This is a genomic window from Bradyrhizobium sp. STM 3566 (assembly GCF_045571445.1).
Taxonomy (GTDB): domain Bacteria; phylum Pseudomonadota; class Alphaproteobacteria; order Rhizobiales; family Xanthobacteraceae; genus Bradyrhizobium; species Bradyrhizobium vignae.
In genome coordinates, this window is record NZ_CP120692.1 from 5,596,734 (window position 1) to 5,610,123 (window position 13,390).

The 13,390-nt window shown below is 64.3% G+C and carries 13 protein-coding genes; 3 read left to right on the plus strand and 10 right to left on the minus strand.

The genetic code is table 11. The features are described from left to right. Nucleotides 1–90 precede the first annotated feature (90 nt). The 4 genes from P6U27_RS27045 to P6U27_RS27060 all read right to left on the minus strand — a co-directional run bounded on the left by P6U27_RS27045 (nt 91) and on the right by P6U27_RS27060 (nt 5,505). Nucleotides 91–1,011: an MBL fold metallo-hydrolase gene (locus P6U27_RS27045; RefSeq protein WP_122404704.1), complete on the minus strand. Its 921-nt coding sequence runs from the start codon at nt 1,009–1,011 to the stop codon at nt 91–93. 165 nt (nt 1,012–1,176) lie between these two features. Further along, nucleotides 1,177–2,391, minus strand: coding sequence for an acyl-CoA dehydrogenase (locus tag P6U27_RS27050; protein WP_024340297.1), 1,215 nt, complete (start codon nt 2,389–2,391; stop codon nt 1,177–1,179). A 130-nt stretch (nt 2,392–2,521) separates the two neighbouring features. Beyond that, nucleotides 2,522–3,598 carry a 3,4-dihydroxy-2-butanone-4-phosphate synthase gene (gene ribB / locus P6U27_RS27055; protein WP_129143890.1) on the minus strand — a complete coding sequence of 359 codons (1,077 nt, stop codon included), beginning with the start codon at nt 3,596–3,598 and terminating at the stop codon, nt 2,522–2,524. 176 nt (nt 3,599–3,774) lie between these two features. Beyond that, on the minus strand, nt 3,775–5,505 hold the full coding sequence (locus P6U27_RS27060; protein WP_129143891.1) for a cation:proton antiporter: 1,731 nt from the start codon (nt 5,503–5,505) through the stop codon (nt 3,775–3,777). 67 nt (nt 5,506–5,572) lie between these two features. Between P6U27_RS27060 and P6U27_RS27065 the strand changes: the two genes are divergently transcribed. Both P6U27_RS27065 and P6U27_RS27070 read left to right on the plus strand, forming a co-directional pair. Then, nucleotides 5,573–6,100 carry a DUF3124 domain-containing protein gene (locus tag P6U27_RS27065; protein WP_164936951.1) on the plus strand — a complete coding sequence of 176 codons (528 nt, stop codon included), beginning with the start codon at nt 5,573–5,575 and terminating at the stop codon, nt 6,098–6,100. An 86-nt stretch (nt 6,101–6,186) separates the two neighbouring features. Beyond that, on the plus strand, nt 6,187–7,419 hold the full coding sequence (locus P6U27_RS27070; RefSeq protein WP_129143893.1) for a PLP-dependent aminotransferase family protein: 1,233 nt from the start codon (nt 6,187–6,189) through the stop codon (nt 7,417–7,419). A 2-nt stretch (nt 7,420–7,421) separates the two neighbouring features. Here the strand turns inward: P6U27_RS27070 and P6U27_RS27075 are convergent, their stop codons facing one another. Continuing rightward, nucleotides 7,422–7,694: a helix-turn-helix domain-containing protein gene (locus P6U27_RS27075; protein WP_164936952.1), complete on the minus strand. Its 273-nt coding sequence runs from the start codon at nt 7,692–7,694 to the stop codon at nt 7,422–7,424. 160 nt (nt 7,695–7,854) lie between these two features. On the opposite strand from P6U27_RS27075, the gene P6U27_RS27080 reads away from it, so the two are divergent. Beyond that, nucleotides 7,855–8,307 (plus strand): hypothetical protein, encoded by a 453-nt coding sequence (locus P6U27_RS27080; RefSeq protein ID WP_164936953.1) that lies wholly within the window; start codon nt 7,855–7,857, stop codon nt 8,305–8,307. A gap of 41 nt (nt 8,308–8,348) precedes the next feature. On the opposite strand, the gene P6U27_RS27085 is transcribed toward P6U27_RS27080, so the two are convergent. From P6U27_RS27085 to P6U27_RS27105, 5 genes are all read right to left on the minus strand, one after another. Continuing rightward, nucleotides 8,349–9,167 carry an aldo/keto reductase gene (locus P6U27_RS27085; protein WP_129143895.1) on the minus strand — a complete coding sequence of 273 codons (819 nt, stop codon included), beginning with the start codon at nt 9,165–9,167 and terminating at the stop codon, nt 8,349–8,351. A 144-nt stretch (nt 9,168–9,311) separates the two neighbouring features. Further along, nucleotides 9,312–10,877, minus strand: coding sequence for an alkaline phosphatase D family protein (locus P6U27_RS27090; RefSeq protein WP_407192841.1), 1,566 nt, complete (start codon nt 10,875–10,877; stop codon nt 9,312–9,314). Nucleotides 10,878–10,990: 113 nt separating this feature from the next. After that, nucleotides 10,991–11,410 (minus strand): hypothetical protein, encoded by a 420-nt coding sequence (locus P6U27_RS27095; RefSeq protein ID WP_209294417.1) that lies wholly within the window; start codon nt 11,408–11,410, stop codon nt 10,991–10,993. Nucleotides 11,411–11,519: 109 nt separating this feature from the next. Then, nucleotides 11,520–12,521, minus strand: a complete 1,002-nt coding sequence (locus tag P6U27_RS27100) for a nitronate monooxygenase family protein (RefSeq protein ID WP_129143898.1) — start codon at nt 12,519–12,521, stop codon at nt 11,520–11,522. Between the two features lie 66 nt (nt 12,522–12,587). Continuing rightward, entirely contained in the window at nt 12,588–13,322 is a 735-nt protein-coding gene (locus P6U27_RS27105; protein ID WP_209294418.1) for an SDR family oxidoreductase, read from the minus strand. Nucleotides 13,323–13,390: the final 68 nt, after the last annotated feature.

The following is a 13,390-nucleotide window of genomic DNA, read 5'->3' on the forward strand; positions in this document are numbered from 1 at the left end:
AGCGCGAGCCCGGAACCCATCGAGCTGCAGATTTGGTGGATGAATGGATTCCGGGCTCGATGCCTCGCATCGCCCCGGAATGACGAGGGATTAGCTCGCCATCCTGTAGGTCCCGCCAATTACGGGGTCGCCATCGGTTGCCACCACGCCGCGGGCGACGAGGTCTTCCAGATGCGCCAGCACGGAATAGCCGGCGGCCGTCGTCAGCCTCGGATCGATACCGATATAGATCGCGCGGACCATCGTCGGGATGTCGGTCTCGCCCTTGGCAAGGCGGTGCAGGATCGAGGCCTCACGCGCCTTGCGGTGACGGATCAGGAACCGCGCAAAGCGCGGCCCCTCGGGGATCTCGGGGCCGTGGCCTGAGAAATAGAGATCCTCCTCACGTGCCGCGAGCCGGTCCAGCGAGTCCATGTAGTCGGTCATCGAGCCGTCGGGCGGCGCCACGATCGAGGTCGACCAGCCCATCACGTGATCGCCGACGAAGTTGAACTTTCGTTCGGGCCAGGCGAATGCCAGATGATTGGCCGTGTGGCCGGGCGTCGCCACGGCCTCGAGCCGCCAACCGCCGCCTTCCACGACGTCGCCGTGTGCGAGGTTGACATCCGGCGCAAAATCGCGGTCGGCGCCGGACTCCGGATTGTGCTTCTCGCTCTCGAAACGCGGGCGGGAGGCGCGATGCGGGCCTTCGGCGTAAACCGGCGCACCCGTCGCCTGCTTGATCCGCGCGGTGTTCGGCGAATGGTCACGATGGGTGTGGGTGACGAAAATGTGCGTCACCGTCTCGCCGTGCACGGCATCGAGCAGCGCTGCCGCATGCGCCTCGTCATCCGGGCCGGGATCGATGATAGCGACATTGCCGCGGCCCACGATGTAGCTGACGGTGCCGGTGAAGGTGAACGGGCTCGGATTGTTGCAGAGCACGCGCCGCACGCCGGGGCGGACCTCCTCGACGATTCCCGGCTTCAGCGGAAAGTTGCGGTTGAACGGGATGTCGTCATTGTCGGACATGGCTGCTCGTACCTTACTGACTTCGTCATGCCCGGCCTCTGCCGGCATCCACGTTCTTCTCGCGGCCTGAGACGTGGATGGCCGGGACAAGTAGCGCGAAGACGCGCTTTGCGCTTTTGCCCGGCCGTGACGGAGAAGAGTTTCCTCGCCTCGCCCCTCAGACGCTCAGAAAAACGCCTGAATGCCCGTGATCGCGCGACCGAGGATCAGGGCGTGGACGTCGTGGGTGCCCTCGTAGGTGTTGACCGTCTCCAGATTATGGACGTGGCGCATTACGTGATACTCGATCGAGATGCCGTTGCCGCCGTGCATGTCGCGGGCGGTGCGGGCGATATCGAGGGCCTTGCCGCAATTGTTGCGCTTGACGATCGAGATCATCTCGGGCGCGAACTTGCCCTCGTCCATCAGGCGGCCGACGCGCAACGAGGCTTGCAAGCCCAGCGCGATCTCGGTTTCCATGTCCGCGAGCTTCTTCTGCACCAGCTGGGTCGCGGCGAGAGGCTTGCCGAACTGCTTGCGGTCGAGCGTGTACTGGCGGGCGCGATGCATGCAGTCCTCGGCGGCCCCGAGCGCACCCCAGGAGATGCCGTAACGGGCGCGGTTGAGGCAGCCGAACGGACCCTTGAGGCCGGAGACGTTGGGCAGCAGGGCGTCTTCCGGAACCACGACGCCGTCCATCACGACCTCACCGGTGATGGAGGCGCGAAGCGAGAGCTTGCCGCCGATCTTCGGCGCGGAGAGGCCCTTCATGCCCTTCTCCAGCACGAAGCCGCGGATCTGGTTGTCGTGCGCGGCCGACTTGGCCCAGACCACGAACACGTCGGCGATCGGCGCGTTCGAGATCCACATCTTGCTGCCGGTGAGGCGATAGCCGTCCGAGACCTTCTCGGCACGGGTCTTCATGCCGGCCGGGTCGGAGCCGGCGTCGGGCTCCGTCAGGCCGAAGCAGCCGACCCACTCGCCGCTGGCGAGCTTCGGCAGGTACTTCTTGCGCTGGTTCTCGTCGCCATAGGCGTAAATCGGGTACATCACCAGCGAGGACTGCACCGAATTCATCGAGCGATAGCCGGAATCGACCCGCTCGATCTCGCGCGCGACGAGGCCATAGGCGACGTAGCTCGCATTGGCACAGCCATACTCTTCCGGCAGCGTGATGCCGATCAGGCCGAGCTCGCCCATCTCGTTGAAGATCTCGCGGTCCGTCTTCTCTTCGAGATAGGCCTTGGAGACGCGCGGCAGCAGCTTGTCCTGGGCGTAGGCGCGCGCAGTGTCGCGCACCATGCGCTCGTCTTCGGTGAGCTGCTCGTCGAGCAGGAACGGATCGTCCCATTGGAAAGAAGCCGCAGCCGGCTTGTCCTTGGCCTGAGGGCGCACGCTCATGAAACGTCCTTTCGCGTCTGGTTCCGTCGATAATTGCCCGACAAATTAAAGCGCCGCGGCAACAAGTTCAATTGCATCCTGGTTTCGATCGTTCCGGGGCGGCGCAGCGGCGCGCACCTCGTAGCGGTGGTCAGCTTTCGAGCTGCTCGTTGGCGACGATCTCGATGCCGAAGCCCGACAGACCCTTGTAGTCATGCACCGAGGAGGTGAGATGCCGGATCGAGGTGACGCCGAGATCGCGCAGGATCTGCGCGCCGACGCCGACCTCGCGCCACTGCCGGTTGCGGTCGGCCTCGGTCGACGACTCGTCCGGCAGCGGGGCCACGGGGACGCCGGCCGCGCCGTCGCGCAAGTAAACCAGCACGCCACGGCCTGCTTTCTTGAAATGCTCGAGCACGACCGCCATGCGCTTGTGGCCGGTGAAGGTGTCCTTGACGATGTTCGGCTTGTGGAAGCGCGTCAGCACGTTCTTGCCGTCGCCGACACCATTATAGACGAAGGCAACGTGGGCGATGGAATCGAACGGCGAGCGGTAGGCATAGCCCTGCAAGGGACCGATCGGGCTCTCGGTGACGAAGGTCGAAACCCGCTCGATCAGTTTCTCGCGCGCCTGGCGGTAGGCGATCATGTCCGCGATGGTGACGTGCTTGAGCCTGTGCTCGGCGGCGAAGCGGGCCACCTGCTCACCCTTCATCACGCTTCCGTCGTCGTTCATCAACTCGCTGATGACGCCGACCGGCGGCAGGCCGGAGAGCTTGCAGAGATCGACGGCCGCTTCGGTGTGACCGGAGCGCAAGAGCACGCCGCCGTCCTTGGCGATCAGGGGGAAGATGTGGCCCGGCCGGGCGAAATCGTGGGCGCCGACATTGGGATTGGCGAGCGCGCGGCAGCACGAAGCTCGCTCCTCGGCGGAGATGCCGGTGCCGCCATCGGGCTTGTAGTCGATCGAGACCGTGAACGCGGTGGTGTGCGCGGAATCGTTGTGGGCGACCATCGGATCGAGCCGCAGGCGGCGCGCGTCCTCGGTGGTCACGGGCGCGCAGACGATGCCGGAGGTGTGGCGGATGATGAACGCCATCTTCTCGGCGGTGCAGAGCGAGGCGGCAACGATCAGATCGCCCTCGCCCTCACGGTCCTCGTCGTCGGTGACGACCACGAGCTCACCCCGGGCAAAGGCCTGCAAGACTTCCTGAACGCTATCGGGCATTTCCCAATCTCTATCGGTTATGGCCGGGAGGCTTAGCCGGACTTGGGTCGGGGCGCTAGTCTCCCCAGCGCAACCACATATGCCAGACGGCAGGCCTGCCGATGGGTTTCAGGCTTGCACCGGGCATACCAGCGATATAGGCGCAGATTGCCCGCAAGGAAGCCGGCCGGACGCCGTCAGGGCAGCACCTCGCGGCGCTCGCCGAGCCGCTGGTCGAGTTCGGCGCGCTTGTCCTCGAGCAAACCGGCCTGGGCGGCTTCGATCACGGTAAACAGCTCATGTGCATCGCTGAGCCGGCTCACCGTGACGTAGCTGGCGCCGGCCTCGTAGAGAGCACCGACGTCGGCCAACAGGTCGGCCGTAGCCACGATCAGGGCGGTCGGATTGAGCGCGCGGACGTGGCGGACCAGCTTCTCGTTGGTAGCGCCCTTCAGCAGCGAATCCGGCACGCTGAGGATGATCATCTCGGACTTGCCAATGCCGGCGTGAATCAGCGTATCGACATTGCTGATGTCGCCATAGATCACGTGCAAACCGCGCGAGAGCAGGGTCTGGTACACATTGGGGTTGAAATCGACGACGGTGATCTGCTCGAGCAGCACCGGCGTCTGCCGTTCTATCTCGGCTAGAAGCGCGCTCGCCGCACGGAAAAAGCCGAGGATGACGATGCGGCGAGCCTCGCCGTGGCCGCCCCCGTGTCCCTCCTCGGCATGGCCGTTGCCATGATCGAGATCGCGCAGGCCGACCCGCTTCAAGGGCCCGATCGCCCAACGGGTGATCTCGTCGCTGCGGGTCATCACGAAGGTCGAGAGCACCGCCAGCACCACGAAGGCGAAGGAGGCGGCATTCGCCGTCTCGGCTGCGATGTGATGGTCGGTGACGCCGGTCTGGATCACCACCAGCGAGAATTCCGAGATCTGCGCGAGGTTGAGCGCGGGCAACAGGCTGGCGCGCAGGCCCTGCTTCATCAGGTAGAGCGGCGTGAACGTCGTGACGAGGCGGCTCGCCACCGTGAACGCCGCGATCATCAAGGCAAGGCCGATCACCGAGAGGCCGGGCACGGGAATGGTCATGCCGAGCGCGACGAAGAACAGCGTGATGAAGAAGTCGCGCAGTGTGGTGACCTTGGCGGTGACGTCGAGCGCGTAAGGGAAGGTCGAGAGCGAGACGCCGGCGATCAGCGCGCCCATCTCGCGGGACAGCGAGAGCCGCTCGGCGGTCTCGGCGACGAGGAAGCACCACGCGAGCGCACCGAGCAGGATCAGCTCGGGCCGCCGGGCAATCTGATGGAACAGGCGCGGCAGCACATAGCGGCTGACCAGCAGCGCGGCCGCGACCAGCACCGCGACGCGGCCGATCGAGAGCAGGATGACGCTGACCTGCAGATTGGCCAGGCTCGGCTGCACCGCCAGGAACAGGATGGCGAAGATGTCCTGGAGCACCAGGATGCCGAGGGTGATCCGACCCGGCAGCGTATCGAGCTCGCGCTTTTCGTAGAGCACCTTGACGATGATGACGGTGCTCGAGAGCGCGCAGGCGACGCAGAGATAGACCGCATCGAAATGCCCGCCGCCGAGCGACAGGCCGATGCCGACGAAGAACAGAACCCCGAGCAAACAGCCGCCGAGGAGCTGCCCGCCCGCCGCGAACAGGATCACCTTGCCCGCCCGCACGATCTTCTTCAGGTCGATCTCGAGCCCAATCATGAACAGCATGAAGATCAGGCCAAGCTCGGAGATGACGCTGATCGATTCCTGCGACTTGACCCAGCCGGCGCCGAATGGACCTATGCAAAAGCCGGCGATAAGGTAGGCCAGGATCAAGGGTTGTCGGGAGAAATGGGCGAGCAGACCCAGCATCCAGGCAAACAGGATACAGAGAGTGATGTCGCGAATGAGCTCGTGCATGCCAAATTGGTCCGTTTTGCCGCACCCTAGAGACGGGTTGCGGCGCGACAAGCGAGCAATTCGTCACATGCGGAATGGGATCGTCGCAGCCATGCTGCTAGCTCCCCTCGCCTTTGCCGTGCCCGCCGCCGCGCAATCCAAGGTCAATATCGAACAAAACTTTGCCGATTCGCTCATCCCGCTGCCGAAGGAGGACCTCGCCGTCTCCGGCGGATTCTACGTGCCCGCCTATTCCAGCGTCGCGATGAGCCAGGGCAAGCTGCGCGTCGACTTCTCGGTGACATTGAGCGTGCACAACGCCTCCGAGACCCAGCCGCTGGTCATCAAACGCATCGCCTATTTCGACACCGCAGGCAAGCAGGTCGAGAGCTATCTGAAGACGCCGGTGGCGTTGAGGCCGCTCGCCACCGTCTCGATCTTCATTCCGACCGACGACGTGCGCGGCGGGACCGGAGCCAATTTTCTCGTCGACTGGGCCGCCACGGGCGAGATCGCCGAGCCGGTGGTCGAAGCGCTGATGGTTGGCGGCATCGCCAACGCGCATTACGCTTTCATCAGCCAAGGCCGTCCGACCAGGACGGCCACAAAGAAGTGAGGCCGCCCGACCAGGACGGCCGGCAAGAAGTAAGGCGGCCGGTGCAAAGCCCGACGCTCAACAACAACAAAACGAGGAATGCTCCCATGACGTCCAGCTTCGATTTCGCGCCCCTGTTTCCCGCAGGGCTGCCGGCCCCTTCTGCGCGCTGGACGGGCCTTGCCAAATACAACTTCGTCGGCGGCAACAACGATTCCGAGCAGGTGCCGCTCGACGAGCTGATCGAGGCGACCAACACGGTGCTGCGACGCGAGGGCCGCTCGCTCGCCACTTACGGGCTGGCGCATGGCCCGCAGGGCTACCTGCCCTTGCGCGAATTCCTGGTGACGAAGCTCGGGCGCGATGCCGGCATCAGCTGTACCGTCGACGATCTCCTGATCGTATCCGGCTCGCTCCAGGCACTCGATCTCGTCAACGCGACGCTGCTGGCGCGCGGCGATACCGTGATTTTCGAGCAGGAGAGCTATCAGGGCTCACTGACCCGCCTGGCGCGGCTCGGTGTCAAAGTGGTCGGCATTCCCCTCGACAAGGACGGCATGCGCATGGACGTGCTGGCGACGACGCTGGCCGACCTAAGGAGCCGCGGCATCCGCCCAAAATACATCTACACCATTCCGACGGTGCAGAACCCGACCGGCAGCATCATGCCCGAGAGCCGGCGCGCCGAACTGGTGCGGCTCGCGACCGAATACGGGGTGCCCATCTTCGAGGACGATTGTTATGCCGACCTCGTCTGGTCGGGGCAGCGGCCGCCCGCCATCTACGCGATGAGCCCGAATGGCGGCGTGATCCATATCGGCTCGTTCTCCAAGTCGATCGCGCCGGCCCTGCGCGTCGGCTTCGTCGTGGCGCCCTGGGAGGTGATGTCGCGGATGCTGGCGCTGAAGACAGATGCGGGCTCCGGTGCACTGGAGCAGATGGTGCTCGCGACCTATTGCAAGCCGCATTTCGCAAGCCATGTCCCGGCCCTGACCAAGGCGCTGCGCACCAAGCTCGACACGCTGATGGAAGCGCTCGACGAACAGTTCGGGACGGCTGCCGAATTCGATGAGCCGAAGGGCGGCATCTTCCTCTGGGTGAAGCTACCCGATCAGGTCGATACGCTGAGACTCTATCAGGCCGCGCTCGCCGCCGGCGTCTCGATCAATCCGGGGCCGGAATGGTCGACCAGCAAGGAACATTCCAGCTCGCGGCTGCGGCTGTGCTTTGCCAGCCTCACGCATCAGCAGATCCGCGAAGGCGTCGCGGTGCTGGCCGAAGTCTGCCGCAAGGAATTCGGCGTGCCCGCCCGGAGCGCCAATGTGGAGACGCGAGCCTGATATCAGGCCGCCTGGGGCTGGCTGCCGTGGATCGCGGAGGCCAGCCGCAGCAACAAGACGATGGAGACGTTGCCCTTACCGGCCTCGATCTGGGCGATGTAGCGCTCGGAAATCCCGGAGCGGCGGGCAAGCTCCCGGCGCGACAGGTCGCAGCGCATGCGCGAGGACCGTAAACGATCGCCCAGCTCGGTCAGAAACGCGGCCTCGGAATAAGGCGGTACGGCGCAGCTCCCCGGCAGCACTTCGCCCGCAAAATCCATCACTTGATTCAGCATTGGTCTATCCACGTTCGCCTTCGGGAAATGCAATCTTACCCTCGAAACGCCCAGCTTCATTGATGCGGATCAAATTCGCGAGCGATCGGCGGCTGACGTTGGAACGGCCGCGAGCGTGATGCTACACTTTGGAATTCTTCGAGGCGGGGTCTTTCAGGACATGATGCGTCGTTTTGGCTGCTGGATCGCGGCTGCGGTGCTGTGGGTCGCGTTCACCTCCCTGGCCGGCGCCGAGACGCTGGCTGCGACCGTGGAGCAATGGGGCCTGTTCGGCTCGTGGGCGGTCGACTGCGCGGCCCAGCCCGACCGCGACAGGGGCGCGTTCCTGACTTACGAAATCCGGAAAGACGGCCGGGTGATGTACCGCCGCGATTTCGGCGAGGCCAGGGACGAAAACGAAGTGGTGTCCGCCACAGTGAACGCCGAGGGCCTGCTCAATGTGATGGTGTACTTCCCATCGTTGCACCAGACGCGTGAATTCGGACTCCTGTTGCAGAAGGACGGCAGCCTGCGCGCGATCTACAATCGCAGCGAGCGCGGCGAGTACACGATCAGGGACGGCAAGTACGTCACCACCGGCGCACCAACGCCGGCGCAGCAGCGCTGCGATTAGCTGTCATTCCCTTTCCCACAAGGGGAAGGGAGAACGCCGGCCTAATCCCATGCCGGCGCGAAGCCGGGATTGACGCAGCGCTTGTCCTTCGCCAGCCCAGCGATCTTCTTGCGATCGGCATCGTCGAGCGTGATCTTCAACGCATCGAGATTGGCCTGCTGGCTCTCGCGGCGCGAGGCCTTCGGGATCGCGGCAACGCCGTCCTGGTCGAGCAGCCATTTCAACGCGACCTGCGCGGCGGTCGCGTCGTGCCTGGCGCCGATTTCGGCCAGCACCGGATCGGTCGCGAAACGTCCTTGCGCCAGCGGACAATAGGCAACCAGCGGGATCGACTTGGCCCGGAGATAGGCCAGCAGCTTCGATTGATCGAGCATGGCGTGATATTCGACCTGATTGCAGGCGATCGGTGCCTTGATCTCCTCGACCGCGACCTTGAGCAGCGCAGTGGTGAAATTGGCAACGCCGATGGCCCGCGTGCGTCCCTCCTCCTTCAGCTTCATCAGGGTCTCGAACACCGCGCCCCAGTTCGCAGCCCCCGACGGCCAATGCACGAGATAGAGATCGACATGATCGAGCCGGAGCTTTTGCAGGCTGGCGTCGAAAGCGCGGCGGATCGCGTCCGGGGCGAGGTTCTCATGCCAGACTTTTGTGGTGACGTGCAGCTCGCCGCGCGGCACGCGGGACGATGCGATGGCAGAGCCGATCGGCTCCTCATTGGCATACATCTCGGCCGTATCGATGTGGCGATAGCCGAGCGCAAGCGCGCTCTCGACCGCGGCGCGGCAGGCATCGCCCTGCATGCGGAAGGTGCCGAGGCCGAGCTTGGGCATGCTGATGCCCTGTGTTTTCAGATGATCCATGAAACAGGCTCCTGGTATTTCAGCCCACCGGATGCGCGCGGCGACGCCGCGTGAGCAGACTTTTCGGTGATGGAAGAGAAGTGGCGGGAAGCCTCACCCTAGCGCGGGAGGAGCGCGGCGGCCAATCAAGATCGGGTTAACAGCCTACGAATGCTGCGCCACTACGGACCGAGGCACCTGCGGCTGCGGCACGATGTCGACCGACCAGAGGTCGCGGTTGTCGACGTCCTTTAGGGTCACCCTCATCACACCGGTCGCACCATCGATGCCGACACGGCCGAAGAACTGCAGGCCGAAGCACGGGGCCAGATTGTCGCCCTGCGCGGGGTTACAGCCACGCTGGTACATCGCGACCGGGCCAAAGGTGTCGTCGAGTTCGCCAGGCCCCCAGGTGCCGGCATGCAGCGGGCCGGAGACGAATTCCCAGAATGGGTCGAAATCCTGAAATTGCGCCTTGTTCGGATCGTAGTAGTGCGCGGCGGTGTAGTGCATGTCGGCAGTGAGCCAGACGATGTTGCGGATACCGGCGCGCTTGATGGAGGAGAGCAGATCGGCGATCTCGTGCTCGCGCCGGTCGGGCGGCCCATCGCCGAGCGCAATGGCATCCAGGCTGATCAGGCCGATCGGCAGATCGGCCGCGATCACTTTCCAGGTCGCGCGCGAGGCAGCGAGCTCGCGCTTCAGCCAGGCGAGCTGCTCGGCGCCGAGGATCCAGCCGCGGTGATCATCGCTCTTGTTCCAGCTCTCATCGCGGTAGCTGCGCATGTCGATCATGAAGACATCCAGCAGCGGGCCGTAGGCGATCTTGCGATAGACGCGTCCTTTTCGCGCGCCGATGTCCCGGATCGGTATGAAGTCGAAAAAGGCGCGACGCGCACGCGCGACCAGGCGGGGCGTGCCGTCATTCTCATAGCCGGCCTCGTCATAACTACCGATCGGTGACCAGTCATTGGTCACCTCGTGATCGTCCCATTGCGCGAACATCGGCACCTCCGCGTGAAAGGCGCGGAAGTGCTCGTCGAGATGGTTGTATCTGTAGTTGCCGCGGAACTGCGCCAGCGTGTGCGCGACCTCGGATTTCTCCTCGGTGACGATGTTGCGCCATGTCTCGCCGTTCGGCAGCTTTTGTTCGGCGGGAATCGCGCAATCTGCGTAGATGTGATCGCCGGAGTGAATGAAGAAATCTGGACGGTTATCGAGCATGGTCCGATAGCTGCGATAGCCCCCGCGGGAGACGTCGATGCCCCAGCCCTGCCCCGCCGTGTCGCCGGACCACAGGAACGAGATCGACTGGCCAGCTGCCGGCGCGGTACGGAAATGACCGACGCGGCTTTCGCCGGCAAGACCGGTGGCAATGTCGTCGAAGCGGACACGGTAGAAGATGTCCTGCCCGAGAGGCAGATCGTTCAGCAGTAGTTTTGAGGTGAGATCGGCGTCGGGCAGTGCATCGCCCGACGCTGACGCGATGATCGTTTTGAAACTTTCGACGGTCGAGCATTCCACCTGCATCCGAGCAGGCCGGTCGGCGCGCGCCCAAATCACGGCGGAGCCGTCGGAGATGTCGCCGGACTGGATGCCGCCTGCGATCTGCGGGCGATCGGCGGCGCGGCTCAGGTGGGGCTTCGCAAGGGAGGCGATGGTGAGGCTGGAGACGGAGCGGACCAGGAACTGCCGCCGGGTCCATGCGCGCGAGCCGCGGAGCGTTGCCATTCAGGAGACCTTCGTCGAATCGCGACGGAAGGTGCCTGCGCTCCTTGACTCCCAGCTTACGGTTTCTTGACGCCGCGCCTACGGTTTTAAGACACGGGGGTGACGCCTGTGAGCTAGCGCTTCCAGTTGCAGATGCCACCGGAGCGACAGGGCCAGGTCTGAATGCGCGTGTCCATCGCCTGTGCATCGAGCGGATTGCCACGGCGATGCGACAGCCTGGTGCGTGCTGCGCCACGCGGCTGGTTGCTCTTCGCGTGCGCGACCTCCGGCGCGGCCACACGGACCCGTTCAGCGGCGACCTTCTTCGGCACGTCGATGGGCTCGGCGCGCGCCTGCGCCTCGTTGCCGCCGCGCGCTTCGAGCGCGACGGGTGCGAAGTGCGTCTCCGGCCCAAGACGCTTCGGCGACAGCACGGACTTGGAGAGATCGAGGCCGAGATATTCGTCGGGCTTGTAGTCGTCAGCGCGCGCGATACCGCTCCCTGCGACCCCGAGGGCAAAGGCAATTGCGAAGGGAACGCTTTTCAGGACCACGGACGCCTCCTGAAATTGATTCATTAAAGGGGTAATTTACCCCTTATTTAGGAGGCGTCGCGGGCAATTCCAGCGGCCAAATGCGGCCGTGGTTAAGAAGTTTGACGTGTCAGGCGACCTTTCGCGTCGCTTCCGTTCCGTCCAGGAACCCCATCAGGCGGCTGCGGATGATGGTTTCCGCCTCGCCCATGATGCGATCAACGAGCTCCTTGCAGGATGGGATGTCGTGGATCAGGCCCGCGACCATGCCGCAGCTCCAGGCACCGGCATCCATCTGGCCGTCCAGCATGATCCTGGGATACACGCCCGCGACCTGCTCGTGGATATCGCCGATCGTGAGCTTGTCGCCCTTCTCGCGCTCGATCTCGAGCAGGCGGTCGACATTGGCGTTCTTGAGAACGCGCTCGGTATTGCGCAGCGCCCGCATGATCAGGCGGGTGTCGAGCTCGGTGGCAGCGACCAGCGCGTTCTTGACGTTCTGGTGCACCGGCGCCTCCTTGGTGGCGATGAAGCGCGTGCCCATGTTCATGCCCGCCGCACCCAGCGACAGCGCCGCGACCAGGCTGCGTCCATCGGCCATGCCGCCGGAGGCGACGAAGGGGATCTTCAACTCCTCGGCCGCGCGCGGCAGCAGGATCATGTTGGGAATGTCGTCCTCGCCCGGATGTCCGCCACATTCAAAACCGTCCACGCTGACGGCGTCGCAGCCGATGCGCTCCGCCTTCAACGAGTGGCGCACCGACGTGCATTTGTGAATGACCTTGATGCCGGCGGCCTTCAGCGCCGGCATGTAGGCTTCCGGGCTGCGGCCTGCTGTCTCCACCGCCTTGATGCCACCTTCGACGATGGCGGCAATGTATTCGGGATAGGGCGGCGCCGAGAAGGTCGGCAGGAAGGTGAGGTTCACACCAAACGGCTTGTCGGTCATGTCGCGGCAGCGCGCGATCTCCTTCGCGAGCAATTCCGGCGTCTTCTGCGTGAGACCGGTGATGATGCCGAGCCCGCCGGCATTGGAGACGGCAGCAGCCAGCTCGGCAAAGCCGACGAAATGCATGCCGCCCTGAATGATGGGGTGCTCGATGCCGTATAGTTCGGTGATCGCGGTCTTCACTTAGCTACCTCCCGGAAATTTGCTTGATGTTGAGATCAGTCTAGCCGGACTTTTGCGCCGCGGTCACTATTTCTCTCCGAACGGGCGGATCTCCATCTCGAAGGTCCAGGCACTCTTCGGCTGCTGATAAAGCTGCCAATAGGCATTGGCGACCGACGACGGCGGCATCAGCAGATCGGGATTATCAAGCGCATTCGGCCCGAGCGCTTCGAGCCGGCGCTGACGCACCCATTCCGTATCGACCCCGGAATCGATGATGAGATGAGCGACGTGGATATTCTTCGGCCCGAGCTCGCGCGCCATCGCCTGTGCCACCGCGCGCAGGCCGAACTTGGCGCTGGCAAAGGCGGCAAAGCCGCTGCCGCCGCGTAAGGAGGCCGTGGCACCAGTAAAGAAGATATTGCCGCCGCCGCGCGGCAGCATCAGCCGCGCCGCCTCTCGTCCTGCAAGGAAACCGGAATAGCAGGCCATCTCCCACACTTTCCGGAACACGCGCTCGGTGGTGTCGAGGATCGGGAAATTGACGTTGGCACCGACATTGAAAATGCAGACCTCCAGCGGCGCGTGCTTGTCGGCGTCATTGAGGAAGGCGATGACTTCGTCCTCCTTCCGTGCATCGAGCGAGCGCGCGTGGATCTCGCCACCTGCGGCCTCGATGTCTTTCACTAGCGGCGCGAGCTTGTCGCCGTTGCGGCGGCCGGCGAAGATCGAGAACCCTTCGGCGGCAAACTTCTTGGCGATCTCGGAGCCGATGAAATCGCCGGCCCCGATGACGGCCGCAGTGGCGTTTCGCTTGGACAAGATCGCCTCCTCCGGTGAGCCGCACTATGGGCGTGCGGTGTGCAATGTGCCGGAGGCTATAGTTCTAA